The organism is Nocardioides marmoraquaticus, from assembly GCF_054777915.1.
The window spans coordinates 1-18,405 of sequence record NZ_BAAHAA010000031.1 but is presented as its reverse complement, the minus strand read 5'-3'; the positions used below and the strand labels follow the sequence as shown (position 1 = coordinate 18,405).

15 protein-coding genes are annotated in these 18,405 nt (G+C 74.3%); 11 read left to right on the top strand and 4 right to left on the bottom strand.

Annotation, left to right across the window (positions count from 1 at the left end):
- Positions 1-77 precede the first annotated feature (77 nt).
- The 11 genes from ACYU8I_RS17300 (at position 78) to ACYU8I_RS17250 (ending at position 14,470) form a co-directional block, all read left to right on the top strand.
- On the top strand, positions 78-1,037 hold the full coding sequence (locus tag ACYU8I_RS17300; RefSeq protein ID WP_460843249.1) for a hypothetical protein: 960 nt from the start codon (positions 78-80) through the stop codon (positions 1,035-1,037).
- A gap of 85 nt (positions 1,038-1,122) precedes the next feature.
- Positions 1,123-1,749, top strand: coding sequence for an alpha-ketoglutarate-dependent dioxygenase AlkB (locus ACYU8I_RS17295; RefSeq protein ID WP_460843247.1), 627 nt, complete (start codon positions 1,123-1,125; stop codon positions 1,747-1,749).
- 377 nt (positions 1,750-2,126) lie between these two features.
- Positions 2,127-3,623 carry an MFS transporter gene (locus ACYU8I_RS17290; protein WP_460843244.1) on the top strand — a complete coding sequence of 499 codons (1,497 nt, stop codon included), beginning with the start codon at positions 2,127-2,129 and terminating at the stop codon, positions 3,621-3,623.
- Positions 3,624-3,630: 7 nt separating this feature from the next.
- Positions 3,631-5,727: a molybdopterin oxidoreductase family protein gene (locus ACYU8I_RS17285; protein ID WP_460843242.1), complete on the top strand. Its 2,097-nt coding sequence runs from the start codon at positions 3,631-3,633 to the stop codon at positions 5,725-5,727.
- Positions 5,724-7,796, top strand: a complete 2,073-nt coding sequence (locus ACYU8I_RS17280) for an FAD-dependent oxidoreductase (RefSeq protein ID WP_460843240.1) — start codon at positions 5,724-5,726, stop codon at positions 7,794-7,796. The genes ACYU8I_RS17285 and ACYU8I_RS17280 overlap by 4 nt, the downstream gene beginning before the upstream one ends.
- Before the next feature lie 17 nt (positions 7,797-7,813).
- Positions 7,814-10,381 (top strand): nitrite reductase large subunit NirB, encoded by a 2,568-nt coding sequence (nirB, locus tag ACYU8I_RS17275; protein WP_460843239.1) that lies wholly within the window; start codon positions 7,814-7,816, stop codon positions 10,379-10,381.
- Positions 10,378-10,806, top strand: a complete 429-nt coding sequence (nirD, locus tag ACYU8I_RS17270) for a nitrite reductase small subunit NirD (protein ID WP_460843237.1) — start codon at positions 10,378-10,380, stop codon at positions 10,804-10,806. The genes nirB and nirD overlap by 4 nt, the downstream gene beginning before the upstream one ends.
- 14 nt (positions 10,807-10,820) lie before the next feature.
- Complete coding sequence (locus ACYU8I_RS17265) at positions 10,821-11,945, top strand: uroporphyrinogen-III synthase (RefSeq protein WP_460843235.1); 1,125 nt, start codon at positions 10,821-10,823, stop codon at positions 11,943-11,945.
- A gap of 44 nt (positions 11,946-11,989) precedes the next feature.
- Complete coding sequence (locus ACYU8I_RS17260; RefSeq protein ID WP_460843233.1) at positions 11,990-12,676, top strand: sirohydrochlorin chelatase; 687 nt, start codon at positions 11,990-11,992, stop codon at positions 12,674-12,676.
- A 128-nt stretch (positions 12,677-12,804) separates the two neighbouring features.
- On the top strand, positions 12,805-13,998 hold the full coding sequence (locus ACYU8I_RS17255) for an MFS transporter (RefSeq protein WP_460843231.1): 1,194 nt from the start codon (positions 12,805-12,807) through the stop codon (positions 13,996-13,998).
- Positions 13,999-14,092: 94 nt separating this feature from the next.
- Positions 14,093-14,470 carry a hypothetical protein gene (locus ACYU8I_RS17250; protein WP_460843228.1) on the top strand — a complete coding sequence of 126 codons (378 nt, stop codon included), beginning with the start codon at positions 14,093-14,095 and terminating at the stop codon, positions 14,468-14,470.
- Here ACYU8I_RS17250 and ACYU8I_RS17245 read toward each other — a convergent pair.
- The 4 genes from ACYU8I_RS17245 to ACYU8I_RS17230 form a co-directional block, all read right to left on the bottom strand.
- Positions 14,452-14,862 carry a DoxX family protein gene (locus ACYU8I_RS17245; RefSeq protein ID WP_460843225.1) on the bottom strand — a complete coding sequence of 137 codons (411 nt, stop codon included), beginning with the start codon at positions 14,860-14,862 and terminating at the stop codon, positions 14,452-14,454. The two genes, ACYU8I_RS17250 and ACYU8I_RS17245, sit on opposite strands and share 19 nt — an antisense overlap.
- Positions 14,859-15,371, bottom strand: coding sequence for an SRPBCC family protein (locus ACYU8I_RS17240; protein ID WP_460843223.1), 513 nt, complete (start codon positions 15,369-15,371; stop codon positions 14,859-14,861). The genes ACYU8I_RS17245 and ACYU8I_RS17240 overlap by 4 nt, the downstream gene beginning before the upstream one ends.
- A 170-nt stretch (positions 15,372-15,541) precedes the next feature.
- Positions 15,542-17,167 carry a chaperonin GroEL gene (groL, locus tag ACYU8I_RS17235; protein WP_460843222.1) on the bottom strand — a complete coding sequence of 542 codons (1,626 nt, stop codon included), beginning with the start codon at positions 17,165-17,167 and terminating at the stop codon, positions 15,542-15,544.
- Between the two features lie 247 nt (positions 17,168-17,414).
- A complete protein-coding gene (locus ACYU8I_RS17230) occupies positions 17,415-18,227 on the bottom strand; it encodes an SGNH/GDSL hydrolase family protein (protein WP_460843219.1) in 813 nt (270 codons plus the stop codon).
- Positions 18,228-18,405 lie beyond the last annotated feature (178 nt).

Genomic DNA, 18,405 nt, shown 5'->3' with positions numbered 1-18,405 from the left:
CACACGCAGCGATCCCACACGACGTGGTCGTCCACAGGCCCTCAGCGCGGTTCGCCAGGACCGTGCATCCTCCTGCGATGCCCGCCGAGCTCTCTCACGCCGTACGACGCCTGCTGCTCGCGCAGGACGGCGTGGTCTCGCGGCGCCAGCTCCTCGCGCTCGGGGTCACCGAGACCACGGTCCGGAGCTGGTTGGAGCACCGCCTGCTCGCCCGGCACCTCCCCGGCGTCTACCTCGGTCACACCGGGACCCCGTCGTGGCAGCAGCGCGCGTGGGGCGCCGTGCTGTACGCCGAGCCCGCCGTGCTGTCCGGCCCGTCCGCGCTCCGCGCGGCCTACGGTCCGGGTCGGCGCGACCACGACGACGCGGGACCGGTGCACGTCCTCGTCGGGGCGCACCGCACGGTGCACCAGCAGCCTGGCGTGCGCGTGCACCGCACGCGGAGGCTGCACGACGTCGCGCAGTGGAACCTCTCCCCACCGCGGGCGCGCACCGAGGAGGCGCTCCTCGACGTCGCCGCCGCCGCACCTGACGACTTCGCTGCCTTCGCCACGATCGCAGCCGGCATCGGTGCCCGGCAGACGACCGCCCACCGGCTCCGGGCCGCGTTGGCCGGACGCCGTCGCATCGCCCGTCGCGCGTTCCTGGCCGCGGCCCTCGACGACCTGGTCGCCGGCGCGTGCTCGGTCATCGAGCGGGCCTACCTGCGCGACGTCGAGCGGAGCCACGGCCTGCCCAGCGCCGACCGTCAGGTCGTCGGCTCCTCGCGGGGTCGGGTCTACCGCGACGTGCTGTACCCGCAGTACGGGGTGTGCGTCGAGCTCGACGGACGCGCCGACCACACCAGGTCTCACGACCGTGACCGCGACCTCGACCGTGACCTCGACGCCGCCGCCTCGGGGGAGGCCCGGACCACGGTCCGCCTGGGCTGGGGGCAGACGGTCGGTCGCCCGTGCCGGACCGCGGTGCAGGTGGGCCGCGTGCTCCGGGCGCACGGTTGGGCGGGCGAACCGAACCGCTGTCCCCGATGCGCCTGATCGTGTGGGATCACTGCGCCCCACGCGCAGTGATCCCACACGATCGGCTCTCGCACACGTGTTCGATCCGACGTACGCTCGGCGCATGAGCATCGACTTCCAGGGCTCCCTGTTCGGGGAGGCGGCGGTGGGGGTGGGGCCGCTGGCCGGCCGCGTGCGTCGTACGACGCTCTCCCGCGGCGCCTGGGTCGACCTGCTGCCCGGGTGGTTCGAGGGGGCCGACGAGGTGTTCACCCAGCTCGTCGAGCAGGTGCCGTGGCGTGCGGAGCGTCGGCAGATGTGGGACCACGAGGTCGACGTGCCGCGGCTGCTGCACACGTACGGCGTCGGCGAGGCGCTGCCGGTGCCCGCGCTGGAGCAGGCCCGCGACGCCCTCAGCGCCCACTACGCCGACGAGCTGGGCGAGCCGTTCGTGACGGCAGGGTGCTGCTACTACCGCGACGGCCGCGACTCGGTCGCGTGGCACGGCGACAACCTCGGCAAGGGCCGCACCACCGACACCATGGTCGCGATCGTCTCGTTCGGCTCGCCCCGCAAGCTCGCCCTGCGCCCCCGCGGCGGCGCGACCGAGCTCAGCCCCGCGCTCGGCCACGGCGACCTCGTCGTGATGGGCGGGTCGTGCCAGCGCACCTGGGAGCACGCCGTGCAGAAGACCTCCCGCCCCGTCGGTCCCCGCATCAGCGTGCAGTTCCGCCCCCGCAACGTGTTCTGACGCCCCCTTCGTGACGCCCGCTCGTCCCTCGCGGGCTCCTCAGGGAGCGGACGAACGTAGCCAGCCCCCCGTGTGAGCCACGGAGCGGAAGACGCGGGCCCGGCCACCCCTGCTCCCTGAGGTGCGAGCGGAGCAGGCCACCCCCGCTCCCTGAGGTGCGAGCGGGCCCGGCCACCCCGCTCCCTGAGGTGCGGGCGGTGCAGGCCACCGCCGCTCCCTGAGGTGCGAGCGGAGCGAGCCACGAAGGGGCGGGCGGGTGAGGTCGTGAGGGCCGTGAGGTCGTGAGGAGGAGTTGACGCCGGCGTTCGCAGCGACGACACGGAGGTGAAACACCGCGCCGCGAGAGTCCGGGGCACCCCACCTCCCCAGGAGTGCCCATGGCCACCGACGTCGCCCCCGCGTCGAGCAGCACCACCGCAGACCTGCCCCACCGCCGTACCCGCCGCTGGATCGACGACTGGCGCCCCGAGGACGAGGCCTTCTGGGCCGAGACCGGGCAGCCGGTCGCGCGACGCAACCTCGGCTGGTCGATCTTCGCCGAGCACCTCGGCTTCTCCGTCTGGCTGATCTGGAGCGTGAGCTCGGCGTTCCTCGTCGCCCAGGGCTTCGACTTCACGCCGCAGCAGCTGTTCTTCCTCGTCGCCCTGCCAAACCTGGTCGGCTCGCTGCTGCGGGTGCCCTACACCTTCGCGGTGGGGCTGTTCGGCGGTCGCAACTGGACCATCGTCAGCGCCGCCCTGCTGCTCGTCCCGACGATCGGCTTCGCGCTCGCGGTCGGCAACCCGAGCACGCCGTACTGGGTGTTCTGCCTCGTCGCCGCAACCGCTGGCTTCGGCGGCGGCAACTTCGCCAGCTCCATGGCCAACATCAACTTCTTCTACCCGACCGCGAAGAAGGGCGCAGCGCTCGGCCTCAACGCTGCCGGCGGCAACCTCGGCGTCTCGCTGATCCAGTTCTTCCTGCCGGTCGTCGTCGGCGGGGCCGGCATCTTCGGCCTCGTGCAGGCCAGCGGCGGCGGCATCGACCTGAGCCGCGCCGGGTGGCTGTACGCCGGCCTGGCCCTGGTCGCGACGTTCGCGGCCTGGCGCTGGATGGACAACCTCGGCACCGCCGAGGTGAGGCCGCGCGAGCAGCTCAGGGTCGTGCGTCACCCGCACACGTGGGTGATGTCGGTGCTCTACATCGGCACCTTCGGCTCGTTCATCGGCTTCTCGGCCGCGATGCCGCTGCTCATCAAGCTGAACTTCTGGGTGCCCGAGCCGGCCCCGCTGGGCACCGGGATCTACTTCGCCTACTTCGCCTTCCTCGGCGCGCTCGTCGGCTCGCTGACCCGCCCCTTCGGCGGCTGGCTGGCCGACCGGCTCGGCGGCGCCCGCGTCACCCTCGGCGCGTTCGTAGGCATCATCGTCTTCACCCTGGGTCTGCTCTGGACCGTCAGCCAGCTCTCCCCCAACCCCGAGGCCGACCCGGCGGTCGCGAGCACCAACCAGGCGTGGTTCCCGCTGTTCCTCGGCTGCTTCCTGCTGCTCTTCGCCTGCACCGGCATCGGCAACGGCTCCACCTACAAGATGATCCCGGCGATCTGGCGCGCCGACGCCGTCCGCGGCACCGCCGAGGGCACCGAGGAGCGTCGTACGGCGCTGCTCGCCGCCACCAAGCAGGCCTCCGCCGCCATCGGCATCATCGGCGCGGTCGGCGCGATCGGCGGGTTCCTCATCCCGCTGGCCTTCAGCTCGCCGTGGGTCGCGAGCCCGCTGGCGGCGACCAAGGGGGCGTTCGTGGTCTTCCTCGCCTACTACGTGCTCTGCGCCGTCGTGACGTACGCCGTCTACCTGCGGCGCAGCCGCGTGGCCGCCTCACCCGTGACCGTCTGAGCCGTCGATGACGCAGACCCACTGCCCCTACTGCTCGCTCCAGTGCGGCATGCGCCTGGAGCGAGCAGGGCGCCGGCTCGAGGTGGCGCCCTGGCCGGAGTTCCCGGTCAACGAGGGCGCGCTGTGCCGCAAGGGCTGGACCGCCACCGGCCTGCGCGGCCACCGCGAGCGGCTGACCACGCCGCTGCTGCGCGACCGCGCCACGGGCGAGCTGCGCGCGGCGGGCTGGGACGAGGCGCTCGGCGTCGTGGCCGACCGGGTCGCAGCGCTGCAGGCCGAGTCGGGTCGCGACGCCGTCGCGGTCTTCGGCGGTGGTGGTCTGACCAACGAGAAGGCCTACACCCTCGGCAAGCTCGCCCGGGTCGCGCTCGGCACCAGCCAGGTCGACTACAACGGTCGCTGGTGCATGAGCTCGGCCGCGTCGGCGGGCAACCAGGCCTTCGGGGTCGACCGGGGGCTGCCGTTCCCGCTCGCCGACCTCGAGCGCGCCGACGTGGTGGTGCTGGTGGGGTCCAACCTCGCCGAGACCATGCCGCCGGCCGCGCGCCACCTCGACCGGCTCCGCGAGCGCGGCGGCCGCGTCGTGGTGCTCGACCCCCGTCGCACCCCGACCGCCGACCGCGCCGACCTCGTGCTGCAGCCCGTGCCCGGCACCGACCTCGCGGTCGCGCTCGGCGTGCTGCACCTGCTCGACGCCCGCGGCCTCGTCGACGAGGAGTACGTCGCCTCGCGCACCACCGGCTGGGACGACGTGCGTGCCGTCGCCGCCGGCTGGTGGCCCGAGCGCGTCGAGCGGGTCAGCGGCGTACCGGTCGCCGAGCTGCACGCCCTCGTCGACCTGCTCGCCTTCTCCCCCAGGGTCGTGGTGCTGACCGCCCGCGGCGCCGAGCAGCACGCCCAGGGCACGGCGACCGTGCTCGGCTGGATCGGCGTCGCGCTCGCGCTGGGGCTGCCCGGTCGCGACGCCGCCGGCTACGGCTGCCTCACCGGCCAGGGCAACGGCCAGGGCGGGCGCGAGCACGGCCAGAAGGCCGACCAGCTCCCCGGCTACCGGATGATCGACGACCCCGCCGCCCGCGAGCACGTCGCCCGGGTCTGGGGCGTCGACCCCGACTCGCTGCCGGGCGCCGGGGTGTCGGCATACGAGCTGCTCGGCGCCCTCGGTCGCGACGGCGGCCCCCGCGGCCTGCTCGTCTTCGGCAGCAACGTCGTGGTCTCCGCCCCCAACGCCGTCCACGTCACCGAGCGCCTCGCCGCCCTCGACCTGCTCGTCGTCGCCGACCTCGTGATGTCGGAGACCGCGGCGATGGCCGACGTGGTGCTGCCCGTGACGCAGTGGGCCGAGGAGACCGGCACCATGACCAACGTCGAGGGTCGGGTCGTGCTGCGGCAGCGCGCCGTCGCCCCGCCCGAGGGCGTGCGCGACGAGCTGGCGCTGCTGGCCGAGCTGGCCGACCGCTTCGGGTCGCCGGTGCCGTTCGCCGCCGACGCGGAGGAGGTCTTCGCCGAGCTCGGCCGGGCCTCGGCCGGCGGCCGCGCCGACTACGCCGGCATCACCTACGACCGGATCCGCGACGAGCACGGCGTCTTCTGGCCCTGCCCCGCGCCGGACCACCCGGGCACCCCGCGACTCTTCGCCGAGCGCTTCGCCCACCCCGACGGCCGCGCCCGCTTCGTCGCCGTCGACCACCGCGGCACCGCCGAGCCGACCGACGCGGCGTACCCGCTGCACCTGACCACCGGCCGCGTCCTCGCGCAGTACCAGTCAGGCGCCCAGACCCGTCGCCTCGCCGCCCTGCCCGACGACGGACCGTACGTCGAGCTCCACCCGCTGCTCGCCGCCCGGCTCGGGGTCGTCGACGGCGAGCCCGTGCTGCTGGCCACCCGTCGCGGGACGATGCTCGCCCCCGCCCGCGTGGTCGCGACGATCCGCCCCGACACCGTCTTCGTGCCGTTCCACTGGGTCGGCGCAAACCGGCTGACCAACGACGCCCTCGACCCCGCCAGCCGGATGCCGGAGTTCAAGGTCTGCGCGGCCTCCCTCGCCCCGGTCGCCACCTCGCTGGTCGAGCCTGTCGAGAAAATCCGTGCGGTGCGCGCATGACGCGGACCGTCGTCGTGGGCTCGGGCATGGCCGCCACCCGGCTCGTCGAGCAGCTCGTGGCCCGCGGCGTCACCGACGTGACCGTGCTCGGCGACGAGGAGCACCCGGCGTACAACCGGATCCTGCTGTCCGCCGTCGTCGAGGGCACCCACCGGGTCGAGGCGATCACGCTGCGCGAACCCGGCTGGTACGCCGCCCACGGCGTCGAGCTGCGCCGGGGCGCCCGGGTCCTCGACGTCGACCGGGCCGCGCGCGAGGTGATGCTGGTCGACGGCGAGCGGATCGGCTACGACCGGCTCGTCCTGGCGACCGGGTCGGTGCCCTCGCTCCCTCCCATCCGCGGCCTGGTGCGGATGGACGGCACCCTGCACCCCGCCGTCCACCCTTTCCGCAGCCTCACCGACTGCCACCGCCTCGACGCCGCCGTGCGCGCGCTGGTCTCGGCACCCCCGCTGGTCGAGCCCGTCGAGACCACCGCGACACCCCCGCTCCCTGAGGCGCGAGCGCAGCGAGCCACGAACGGCATGACGCCCCCGCTCCCTGAGGTGCGAGCGCAGCGAGCCACGAACGGCATGACGCCCCCGCTCCCTGAGGTGCGAGCGCAGCGAGCCACGAAGGGCGGCCCCTTCGTGACGCCCGCTCGTCCCTCGCGGGCTCCTCAGGGACCGGAGTGGGCGACCGACGAGAACCCGCTGGTCGAGCCCGTCGAGACCACCGCGACACCCCCGCTCCCTGAGGTGCGAGCGCAGCGAGCCACGAAGGGCGGCCCCTTCGTGACGCCCGCTCGTCCCTCGCGGGCTCCTCAGGGACCGGAGTCGGCGCCCGCTCGTCCCTCGCGGGCTCCTCAGGGACCGGAGTGGGCGACCGACGAGAACCCGCTGGTCGAGCCCGTCGAGACCACCGCGGCACCCCCGCTCCCTGAGGAGCGAGCGCAGCGAGCCACGAAGGGCGGCCCCTTCGTGACGCCCGCTCGTCCCTCGCGGGCTCCTCAGGGACCGGAGTCGGCGCCCGCTCGTCCCTCGCGGGCTCCTCAGGGAGCGGACTCCACTGACGCGACACCCCGCGCGGACCACGCGGACGCGACACCCGGGGCGGGCCGCGCGCCCCGAGCGGTCGTGGTCGGGGGTGGGCTGCTCGGCCTGCAGGTGGCGCGGGCGCTGGCGGTGCGGGGGGTCGACGTCGAGCTGGTGGAGGGCGGGGAGCACCTGCTCAACAGCCAGGTGGGCACCCGGGCGGGCGGAATCATCGCCCGCGACCTCGCCCGGCTCGGCACGGCCGTCTACACCGGTGCGCGGGTGGTGCGCCTCAGCGGCACCGACGAGGCGCCGGTGCTGCGGCTCGACAACGGCTACGACCTCGACACCGACCTCGTCGTGCTGACCGCGGGCGGCCGGCCGTCGACGGCCCTGGCCAAGCGGGCCGGACTGAGGGTGCGCCGCGGCGTGGTCGTCGACGACCACCTGACCACGAGCGACCCGCACGTGCACGCGATCGGCGACTGCGCCGAGCACGCCGGGCGCACCACCGGCTTCGTCGCCCCGGCCTGGGAGCAAGCCGAGGCGCTGGCCGCCCACCTGGCGGGCGAGGGGGCGTCGTACGCCGGCACCCGCAGCGTCGCCCGGCTGCGGGCGACCGGCCTCGACGTGGCCGTGCTCGGCGACCCGCTGACCGCCGAGGGCGAGGTGGTCGAGGTGACCAACCCGGTGACCCGCTCCCACCGCCGGCTGGTCGTGCGCGAGGGCGTGGTCGTGGCCGCCGAGCTGGTCGGCGACCTGTCGCGCGTCGGCCTGATCACCCAGCACCACGACCGCGGCACCGTGCTCGGCCCCGAGGAGCCGGCCGCGCTGCTGCTGCCGGACCGTCCCGCCACCGGAGCCGCCGCGAGCGCGGCGGCGCTCCCCGACGACGCCGAGGTCTGTGCCTGCGCCGGGGTCCCGGCGGGCGCCGTACGGGCCTGCTCGTCGCTCGACGCCGTCCGCGAGACCACCCGCGCCACCACCGGCTGCGGCGGGTGCGCCCCCGTCGTCCGGCAGCTGCTCGCCACCCGCTCCCCCCAGCCCGTCCGCTAGTCCCAGGAGGAACCCCGGTGCCACCCCGCAAGAGGATCGTCGTCGTCGGCCACGGCATGGTCGGCCACCGCTTCGTGCAGGCCGCCGTCGAGCGCGGCCTCACCCAGACCCACGACGTCGTGGTCGTCGGCGAGGAGGACCGCGCGGCCTACGACCGCGTCGGCCTCACCACCTTCTTCGAGGTGGGCGCCGAGGCGCTGTCGCTGCTGCCGACCGGGTCGTACGACGACCCCCGCGTGCGGTTGCTGCTCGGCACGGAGGTGCTGGCCATCGACGTCGGGGCCCGCACGGTCACGCTCGCGGGCGACGGCCTCGACGGGGCGTGCGAGCTCGGCTACGACGAGCTGGTGCTGGCGACCGGGTCGGTGCCGTTCGTGCCGCCTGTTCCCGGGCGCGACCTCGACAACGTCTTCGTCTACCGCACCATCGCCGACCTCGAGGCGATCCGCGCGGCGGCCGAGGCGGGGGCCCGGGTCGGGGCGGTGATCGGCGGCGGCCTGCTGGGGCTGGAGGCCGCCAACGCGCTGGCGCAGCTGGGGCTCGAGACCCACGTGGTCGAGATGGCGCCGCGGCTGATGGCGGTCCAGGTCGACGAGGCGGGCGGCGCGATGCTGACCCGCCACGTGGAGCGGCTGGGGCTCGGCGTGCACGTCGGCGCCACCACCGAGGAGGTGCTCGGCGAGGACGGCCGGGTCACCGGCCTGCGGCTGCGAGACCGCGGCGACCTGCCGGCCGACGTCGTCGTGTTCTCCGCGGGCATCCGGGCGCAGGACCGGCTCGGCCGTGACGCGGGCCTCGACCTCGGCGAGCGCGGCGGCGTGCTGGTCGACGAGCAGTGCCACGCCAGCGCGCCGGGCGTCTGGGCGATCGGCGAGTGCGCCGCTCCCGCCGGCCGCACCTACGGCCTGGTCGCCCCGGGCTACACGATGGCCGAGGTCGTCGTCGACGCGCTCACGGGCGGCGAGGGTCGCTTCACCGAGGCCGACATGAGCACCAAGCTCAAGCTCATGGGCGTCGACGTCGCCTCCTTCGGCGACGCGTTCGCCACCACCCCCGACGCGCTCGAGCTGGTCTTCGCCGACGCCGTCACCGGCGTCTACAAGAAGCTCGTCGTGCGCGAGTCCGACGACGGCTCGTTCGTGCTGCTCGGCGGCGTCCTCGTCGGCGACGCGACGGCGTACGGCGTGCTGCGGCCGATGGTCGCCTCGGGACTCGCCCTGCCGGAGAACCCGGAGGAGCTGATCCTCCCCGCGGGTCGTGGCGGCGCGGAGATCGGGCTGCCGGACGAGGCCCAGGTCTGCTCGTGCAACGACGTCAGCAAGGGTGACATCGTCGAGCGGGTCCGCAGAGAGGCCTGCGACTCCCCCGCCTGCGTCACCCGCTGCACCAGCGCCGGCGCCACCTGCGGGTCGTGCAAGCCGGTGGTCAAGAAGATCGTCGAGGACTTCTTCGCCTCGGTCGGGCGCGAGGTCGACCGCAGCCTGTGCGAGCACTTCGCGCTCACCCGCGCCGAGCTCTTCGACGTGGTGCGCGTGCACGGCCACACGTCGTTCACGCAGGTGCTCGACGCCCACGGCACCGGCCGCGGCTGCGACGTCTGCAAGCCCGCCGTCGCCTCGGTGCTCGCCACCCAGCTCAACCACCACGTGCTCGACAAGGGCAACCGCACCCTGCAGGACACCAATGACGCCTACCTCGCCAACATCCAGAAGAACGGCACGTACGGCGTGATGCCCCGCGTCGCCGGCGGCGAGATCACGCCGGAGAAGCTCATCGTGCTCGGCGAGGTCGCCCGCGACTTCGGCCTCTACACCAAGATCACCGGCGGCCAGCGCATCGACCTGCTCGGTGCCCGGGTCGAGGAGCTGCCCGCCATCTGGCGGCGGCTCGTCGACGCCGGCTTCGAGTCCGGCCACGCCTACGGCAAGTCGCTGCGCACGGTGAAGTCCTGCGTCGGCTCGACCTGGTGCCGCTACGGCGTGCAGGACTCCACCTCGATGGCGATCCGGCTCGAGGAGCGCTACCGGGGTCTGCGCTCGCCGCACAAGCTGAAGTCCGGTGTGAGCGGGTGCGCGCGCGAGTGCGCCGAGGCCCGCAGCAAGGACTTCGGCGTCATCGCCACCGAGAAGGGCTGGAACCTCTACGTCGGCGGCAACGGCGGCGCCACCCCCGCCCACGCGCAGCTGCTGGCCGGTGACCTCGACGACGAGACGCTGGTCCGCTACGTCGACCGCTACCTCATGTACTACGTCCGCACCGCCGACCGGCTCCAGCGCACCTCCACCTGGATCGAGAGCCTCGAGGGCGGGCTGGACCGCGTGCGCGCGGTCGTCGTCGACGACGTGCTCGGGCTCGGCAGCGAGCTCGAGGCCGCGATGGCCCAGCACGTCGACACCTACTTCGACGAGTGGGCGGCGACCCTCGACGACCCCGACAAGCTCGCCCGCTTCGTCTCCTTCGTCAACGCCCCCGACGTGCCCGACCCCAACGTCACCTTCGGCTCGCGCCGCGGCCAGACCGAGCCCGCCCTGACCGACGGCCCCGTCGACCTCGGCGCCTCCATCCCCGTCGGGGCCCCCCGATGAGCGCACGCGTGGTCTCGACAGGCTCGACCGACGAGACCACCTCGCCGGTCGAGACCCGCTCGCCGGTCGAGCCCGTCGAGACCACCACCTGGACCGAGGTCTGCCACCTCGACCGGATCGACCCCGAGAGCGGGGTGGCGGCGCTGGTCGACGGGCGGGCGGTGGCGGTCTTCCGGACCCACGACGACGCCGTGCACGCCCTCGACAACTACGATCCCTTCTGCCGGGCCTCGGTGCTGGCGCGCGGCATCGTCGGCACCCGCACGATCGCCGGGGAGACGGTCCCGTACGTCGCCTCCCCGATGTTCAAGCAGGGGTTCGACCTCCGCACCGGCCAGTGCCTCGACGACGCCGACGTCCGCGTGGCGACGTACGCCGTCGAGGTCACCGACGCTGGTGTGGTGCGGGTGGCGGGCACGACGTGAGGGAGGAGGCGCCGGTGGGTGAGGGTCCGCTGCGCGGCTACCGCGTCGGGGTGACCGCGGCGCGCAAGCTCGACGAGCAGGCGGCGCTGCTCGAGCGCCGCGGCGCGACCGTGGTCAAGGCGCCGGCGCTGTCGCTGGCGCCGCACCAGGTCGACGCCGACGAGCTGCGGGCGGCCACGGAGCGGGTGCTGGCGCAGCCGGTCGACCTGTTCCTGGCCACTACCGGCATCGGCCTGCGCACGTGGTTCTCCGCCGCCGACGGCTGGGGCCTGCTCGAGCGGCTGGTCGCGCACCTCGAGCCCGCCGAGATCCTGGCCCGTGGACCGAAGAGCGTGGGGGCGCTGCGCCGGCACGGCCTGCGCGAGCTGTGGGCGCCGGAGTCGGAGGAGTTCGACGACGTGCTCGACCACCTGCGCGGACGCGACCTCGAGGGCCGCCGGATCGTGGTGCAGGAGCACGGCCAGTCGCTGTCGATGGCGGCCCACGCGCTGCGCCGGCGCGGTGCCGACGTCACCACCGTGAGCGTCTACCGGGTGGTGCCGGCCGAGGACCCCGAGCCGATGTTCGCGCTGATCGACCTCGTCGCCGACCGCCAGCTCGACGCCGTCACCTTCACCTCGGCCCCCGCGGTCGCCGCCATGATGGAGGCGGCCGGCTCGGTCGGGCGCCGCGACGAGGTGGTCTCGGCCTTCCAGGCCGACGTCGTGGCCTCGTGCGTCGGGCCCGTCACCTCGGCGGCCTTCGAGATGTGGGGCGTGCCGACGGTCTATCCCGAGCGCTCCCGCCTCGCCGCCATGGTCAAGCAGCTCGAGACCGAGCTGCCGTCGCGCCGCGACGGCCTCGCCCTCGAGCTGGTCGGGGGCCACCAGCTGCTGCTGCACGGCGACGAGGTGCTGCTCGACGGCGCCGAGGTCCGGCTCTCACCCGCGCCCGCCGCGGTGCTCCAGGCCCTGGTCTCCAACCCCGGCAACGTCGTCTCGCGGCGAGCGCTGCTGGCGATGCTGCCGAGCGGCACCGCCGGGTCCGAGCACGCGGTCGAGATGGCCGTCGCGCGGCTGCGCGCCGCGATCGGCACCCGGTCGGTGCAGACCGTCGTCAAGCGCGGCTACCGCCTCGCCGTCGACCCGGTCGCGTCGTGAGCCCACTGACTACCCTGGACCGGCCGCGACGAGGAGGTGCCCCCATGAACGCGACCCGGCTCGTCACCGTCGCCCACGGCACCCGCAAGCGCCCGGCCAACGCGACGGCCGTCGAGACGACCCGCCGTGCGGCCCAGCGGCTGGGCGTCGAGGCGGTGACGTCGTACGTCGAGCTGTGCGAGCCGCTGCTGACCGACGTGCTGGCCGGCTCCGACCAGCCGACCGTCGTGGTGCCGCTGCTGCTGTCGACGGGCTACCACCTGCGCCAGGACCTGCCCGCGGCCGCCAAAGGCCGGCCCGCCGTGGTCGGCCGCTCGCTCGGGCCGCACGCCCTGCTGGCCCAGGCACAGGTCGACCGGCTGCTCGAGGCCCGCGCCGAGCGCGGCCGACCGGTCGTCATGGTCGCCGCCGGGTCGAGCGACCCGCTCGCCACCCGTGACCTCGAGCGCGCCGCCCAGCTGCTCGGCCGCGCGTGGGGCGCTCCGGTCCGCATCGCCACGATGTCGGGCCTGGGCGAGCGCCCCGAGGCCGTCGTGCGCCCCGGCGACGTCGTGTCGCCGTACCTGCTGGCCGGCGGCTTCTTCGCCGACCGCGCCGCCCGGGTCGCCCGCGAGGCCGGCGCCGCCACCGTCGCCGAGGTGATCGGCACCCACGACGCCGTCGTCGACCTGCTCTGCCGTCGCGTCACCGCCCTGCTCAACGCCGACCTGCCGCTCCTTCGCGGCGCCTGAGGGGCGCCGGCCGGCGCACGGTTTCGCGGGCGCCGGCGTACGGCGGTAGCGTGCGGGCAGCACAGGGGTCCGGTGCGTCAGTGGTGGGGTGGCGCACGACGTCCGCCGTCGTACCCCGGAGCACCCGCGTGACCCTCACCGAAGCACCCGTCCCTGCGCCCACGCTGCGCACCGTCGCCGCCACCCCCGGGCCCGTCTTCCTCGCGCTCGACGCGGCCGCTCGGCTGCCGACCGCGACGCTCCCGCTCGGCACGCTGCTGCTGGTCGCCGAACGCACCGGCTCCTACGGCACGGGCGGCCTGGCCGTCGCCGCGCTCAGCCTCGGGGGCGCCGTGGGCGGTCCCCTGGTGGGAGCCCTGGCCGACGGCGCCGGGCAGCGTCTGGTCGCCGTGGTGGCGACGGCGCTGCAGGCGACCGCCCTGGTCACGCTGCTGCTGACGGCGCTGCCCCTGCCCGCCCTGCTCCTGCTCGGAGCGCTGGTCGGCCTGGCCAACCCACAGCTGGGCGCGATGGCTCGCACCCGCTGGTCGGCGATGGCGCGGGGTCGCGCCGACGAGCGGCGGTTCGTCTCGTCGGCGATGGCGCTGGAGGGCGCGCTCGACGAGGTGTCGTTCGTGCTCGGGCCCGTGCTGGTCGGCACCCTCGCCGCGCTGGTCTCCCCCGCCACGCCACTGTGGCTGGCCCTCGGGCTCGCACTGGTCGCCCACCTCGGATTCGGGCTGCACCGCACCGCGCTGCCCGGCCGCGCCCGCGCGGCCGAGGAGCACCGCGGTCCGCTGCCCGTCGGCCGGCTCGCGGTGCTGCTGGTCGGCCTCGGCGCGGTCGGGGTCGTCTTCGGCGCCTCGCAGACCGGTCTGGCCGCGCGGCTCGCCCTCACCGGGGACGACGCGCTGACCGGGCTCGTCTACGGCCTCGGCGCCGTCGGGTCAGCCGTCACCGCGCTGCTGACCACCCGGCTGCCGGAGCGGGTGCCGCACGAGCTGCGCATCGCCGTCTCCGGGTCGGCCATCCTCGTCGCCGGCCTGCTGCTCTCGACCGCCGCTGGCCCGGTGGGCCTGGCCGTTGCCATGCTGCTGATGGGCACCGCCCTCGCACCGACGCTGATCAGCTCCTACGCCCTCGCCGAGCGGATCGCGCCGCCCGACTGGGCCACCACCACGATGACCGCGCTCTCCACGGCCAACGTCGTCGGCGTGGCCGCCGGCGCCGCGCTCGCGGGGGGCCTCGTCGACGGTGCCGGACCGACCGCCGCGCTGCTGGTGACGAGCGCCGCCGGGCTCGTGGTGCTCGGCGCCGGGCTGGTCGCGCGGCGTACGTCCTGAGGATTCGGCGGACGTCCCCACGCCGCGTCCGCCATGCTGGCCGCGACGCCTCGGGCCAGCAGCGGACCGGGCGCGCGACGTGGGGGACACACAGATGCGCAGGAGACTCGGCACGGCGCTGGCAGCGGCGGCGATGGTCGTGACGGTGGCCGGGTGCGGCGGTGGCGGGTCGGAGGACTCGTCACAGGAGGAGGCGACCGAGCAGGCCTCGGAGGCCCCCGCCCCGGAGACGGGTGACCGCCCCTCGGTCGCGGACCTCGCCGCTGCGCTCGAGCGTGACGGCGAGGGGATCACCGCGGAGCAGGCCGAGTGCGCGGCCCAGGTGCTCGTCGACTCCGACTTCTCCGACGCGACGCTGGCCTCGCTCGCCGCGGGCGACGAGACCATCGAGGGGATGGCCAGCGAGGAGGACCTCCGGGCGCTCGACACCGCGGGCCCGAAGATCGTGGAGTGCTACGGCCTGGGCGGCTGAGCCGGCGCCGCGGGGCGCCACACCCGCCAGGTCCACCAGACCAGCGGCACCTGCAGGGGCAGCCGCACGAGCGTGCCGAGGAGGTACGCCGTGCTCGCCTCGCCCGCGCGGTGGTCCGACCACGCCTCCCAGGTCTGCCAGAGGTTGCCCGGGAAGATCGCGACCAGCAGCACCGCGGCGGCGAGACCGCCGACCCGACGCGTGCGCGGCACCACCATGAGCGCGGCGCACGCGAGCTCGAGCACGCCGGAGACCACGACGACCGCGGTCTGCGCCGGGAGGAAGTCCGGCACCTGCGCCGCGAACGCCGACGGCCGCACCAGGTGGACGACCCCGCTCGCGGTGAACAGCACCACCACGACCCACGCCCACCGCAGCGGTGGTGCGCTCACGTCGTCTGCTCCAGGTCGGCCTTCAGCGCGGCCAGGGTGCGGGCGATGTTGCGTCGCTGGAACTCCGCGAAGGGCCGACCCGCCGCGACCTTGTCGAAGGCGTTCGCAGCCCAGGCCGGCCAGCCCCGCCGGCCGTCGGACCAGGTCTCGGTGACCCGCGTGCCGCCGTCGACGGCCTCGAAGGCGTAGTCCCACCGGGCGACCTCGACCTTCAGGCCGAGCCGCTCCGGTCCCCAGCCGACGACGTCGAAGCAGAACCGCTCACCCGGCACCGAGCGGCGTACGACGCACGCGGTCGACCACCGCGCCCGCCCCCGGCGGTTGCTGCCGCGGAAGGTCTCGCCCTCGGTCAGCGGCCGTGCCTCCGCAGCGGTCGTCGCGCCGGTGTTCTCGGGGCTCCACCGCGGCATCTGCGTCGGGTCGGCCACCTGCTCCCAGACCGTGACCGGGTCGACCGCGAGGACGACCACGCTGTCGCTGACGGTGAGCTGTCTCGTCGTACGCGCCACGACCGGAGCCTAGGTGGTGGCTCCTGACCTGCCGCACGCCCCTGCTCGGCGAGGAGAACGGCCAGGTCGCCACCGTTGCGAAGCCCCGAGGCGGCCGGGCCCCCGAACGCCACAGGGCCCCACCCCGGACTGATCGGGATGGGGCCCTGCGAAGCGTCGGGCGCCTGGACTCAGAAGTCCATGCCGCCCATGCCGCCGGTCGGGTCGCCCGCGGGGGCGGCCTTCTCCGGCTTGTCGGCCACGACGGCCTCGGTGGTGAGGAACAGCGCGGCGATCGACGCGGCGTTCTGCAGCGCCGAGCGGGTCACCTTGGCCGGGTCGATGATGCCCTCGGCGACCATGTCGACGTACTCGCCCGACGCGGCGTTGAGGCCGTGGCCCGGGGTGAGCCCGGCGACCTTCTCCGCGACGACGCCGCCCTCGAGGCCGGCGTTGACGGCGATCTGCTTCAGCGGGGCGGAGGTCGCGACGCGCACGATGTTGGCGCCGGTGGCCTCGTCACCGTCGACGTCGAGCTTCTCGAACGCCGAGGCAGCTGCCTGCACCAGGGCGACGCCGCCGCCGGCGACGATGCCCTCCTCGACGGCCGCCTTCGCGTTGCGCACGGCGTCCTCGATGCGGTGCTTGCGCTCCTTGAGCTCGACCTCGGTGGCCGCGCCGACCTTGATGACGGCCACGCCGCCGGCCAGCTTGGCGAGGCGCTCCTGCAGCTTCTCGCGGTCGTAGTCGGAGTCCGACTTCTCGATCTCGGCGCGGATCTGGTTGACCCGACCGGCGATCTGGTCCTGGTCGCCCGAGCCCTCGACGATGGTGGTCTCGTCCTTGGTGATGACGACCTTGCGGGCCTGGCCGAGCAGCTCCAGACCGGCGCTCTCCAGCTTCAGGCCGACGTCCTCGGAGATGACCTGGCCACCGGTGAGGATCGCGATGTCCTGCATCATTGCCTTGCGGCGGTCACCGAAGCCGGGGGCCTTGACGGCGACCGACTTGAAGGTGCCGCGGATCTTGTTGACGACCAGGGTCGACAGGGCCTCGCCCTCGACGTCCTCGGCGATGATCAGCAGCGGCTTGCCGGACTGCATGACCTTCTCCAGCAGCGGCAGCAGGTCCTTGACGGTGCTGACCTTGCTGTTGGCGATGAGCACGTAGGGGTCGTCGAGGACGGCCTCCATGCGCTCGGGGTCGGTCATGAAGTACTGGGAGATGTAGCCCTTGTCGAAGCGCATCCCCTCGGTGAGCTCGAGGTCGAGCCCGAAGGTGTTCGACTCCTCGACCGTGATGACGCCTTCCTTGCCGACCTTGTCCATCGCCTCGGCGATGGCCTCGCCCACGGAGGCGTCGGCGGCGGAGATCGACGCGGTCGCGGCGATCTGCTCCTTGGTCTCGATGTCCTTGGCCATCCCGAGCAGCTGCTCGGAGACGGACTCGACGGCCTTCTCGATGCCGCGCTTGAGCGCCATCGGGTTGGCGCCGGCCGCGACGTTGCGCAGGCCCTCGCGGACCATCGCCTGGGCGAGCACGGTCGCGGTGGTGGTGCCGTCACCGGCGACGTCGTCGGTCTTCTTCGCGACCTCCTTGACGAGCTCGGCGCCGATCTTCTCGTAGGGGTCCTCGAGCTCGATCTCCTTGGCGATGCTCACACCGTCGTTGGTGATCGTGGGGGCACCCCACTTCTTCTCGAGCACGACGTTGCGGCCCTTGGGGCCCAGGGTGACCTTGACCGCGTCGGCGAGGGTGTTCATCCCTCGCTCGAGCCCGCGGCGGGCCTCCTCGTTGAAAGCAATCAGCTTCGGCATGACTGGTGGTGGTTCCTCACGCTCGGTGATGGTCGGCCGCGGCGTCGCCCGCGACGGACGGTCCGGACGACCTGGCGGACCCTTCCCGCCAGCGCTCCCGGACCTCGACGGTCACGGCCTGGATGGTTGTGCGGTGGTGCTTGGGGTTGGCACTCACCCACGGTGACTGCCAACTCAATTTTTAGCACTCGCCCCCAGCGAGTGCAAACGTCTCCCCCCGCTCCCGCCGACCCGTGAGTGCGGGCGGTCAGGACGCGGCGACGCCGCCGCTCTCGCCCTCCAGCGCTGCCACGAGGGCGGGCAGCAGCGCCTGGGCGGTGCGCTTGTAGCCCAGCGACGACGGGTGGAAGCGGTCCGCGCTGAAGTGGGCGTCGGGGTCGACGACGAAGAACGGGCCGACCGCGGTGGCGAGCGGCACCACCCGCGCCCCGAGGGGCAGCACCGCAGCCGCCTGGGCCGACGCCAGCTGGCGCGACGCCATCGAGCCCAGGGTGCGCAGCGGCTGCGGCACGGGGCGGAGCGCACCGAGGTCGGGGCACGTGCCGACCACGACCTCCGCGCCACGCTCGCGCAGCGCCCCCACGCAGTCGACGAGATGGGCCACCGAGGTGGCCACGGGCACTCGGTGGGTGACGTCGTTGCCGCCCACGACCACGACGGCCAGGTGGGGTCGGTACGACGCCGGGAGCGACGCCAGCTGTGCCTCGAGGTCCTTGCTCTCCGAGCCCACCACGGCGGCCGTGTGCAGCCGTACGGCGCGCTGCGTGCGCTTGGCGAGACGGCGCGCCAGGTGGGCGCCGAGGGTGTGCTTGGGCAGCTCGGCACCCAACCCCGCGGCGACGGAGTCACCCATGAGGAGCAGGTCGACGCGGTCGCCGTGCTTGCGCTTCCAGGTGCGGTCGGCCGCGAGGGCCTCCTCGCCCAGCGGCTTGCCGATGGCAGCGCGCGCCACGGCCGCCTGGCGCTGGAGCAGCCCGCGCCCGCCGACGGCGACCCCTCCGGCGAACCCGCCGGCCACGAGCACCGCGGTGAGCACCCGTCGACGCGTCCCGCTCTGCACCCGACCATTCGAGCCGTCACGACCGAACGCTCGGTGAACCCTGGGGTGGCGGCACCCACACGCCTCGTGAAGACGCGCAGGAACGACTGAAGGCCGCCCCCCGCGGGGGACGGCCTTCAGCCACTAAGAATTGTCCGGCGACGTCCTACTCTCCCACGACCTCCCGGTCGCAGTACCA

Excerpts from the sequence above, each read along its gene's own strand:
- ACYU8I_RS17300 (WP_460843249.1), top strand. The coding sequence starts at position 78 with ATGCCCGCCGAGCTCTCTCACGCCGTACGACGCCTGCTGCTCGCGCAG.
- ACYU8I_RS17295 (WP_460843247.1), top strand. The coding sequence starts at position 1,123 with ATGAGCATCGACTTCCAGGGCTCCCTGTTCGGGGAGGCGGCGGTGGGG.
- ACYU8I_RS17290 (WP_460843244.1), top strand. The coding sequence starts at position 2,127 with ATGGCCACCGACGTCGCCCCCGCGTCGAGCAGCACCACCGCAGACCTG.
- ACYU8I_RS17285 (WP_460843242.1), top strand. The coding sequence starts at position 3,631 with ATGACGCAGACCCACTGCCCCTACTGCTCGCTCCAGTGCGGCATGCGC.
- ACYU8I_RS17280 (WP_460843240.1), top strand. The coding sequence starts at position 5,724 with ATGACGCGGACCGTCGTCGTGGGCTCGGGCATGGCCGCCACCCGGCTC.
- nirD (WP_460843237.1), top strand. The coding sequence starts at position 10,378 with ATGAGCGCACGCGTGGTCTCGACAGGCTCGACCGACGAGACCACCTCG.
- ACYU8I_RS17260 (WP_460843233.1), top strand. The coding sequence starts at position 11,990 with ATGAACGCGACCCGGCTCGTCACCGTCGCCCACGGCACCCGCAAGCGC.
- ACYU8I_RS17250 (WP_460843228.1), top strand. The coding sequence starts at position 14,093 with ATGCGCAGGAGACTCGGCACGGCGCTGGCAGCGGCGGCGATGGTCGTG.
- groL (WP_460843222.1), bottom strand. The coding sequence starts at position 17,167 with ATGCCGAAGCTGATTGCTTTCAACGAGGAGGCCCGCCGCGGGCTCGAG.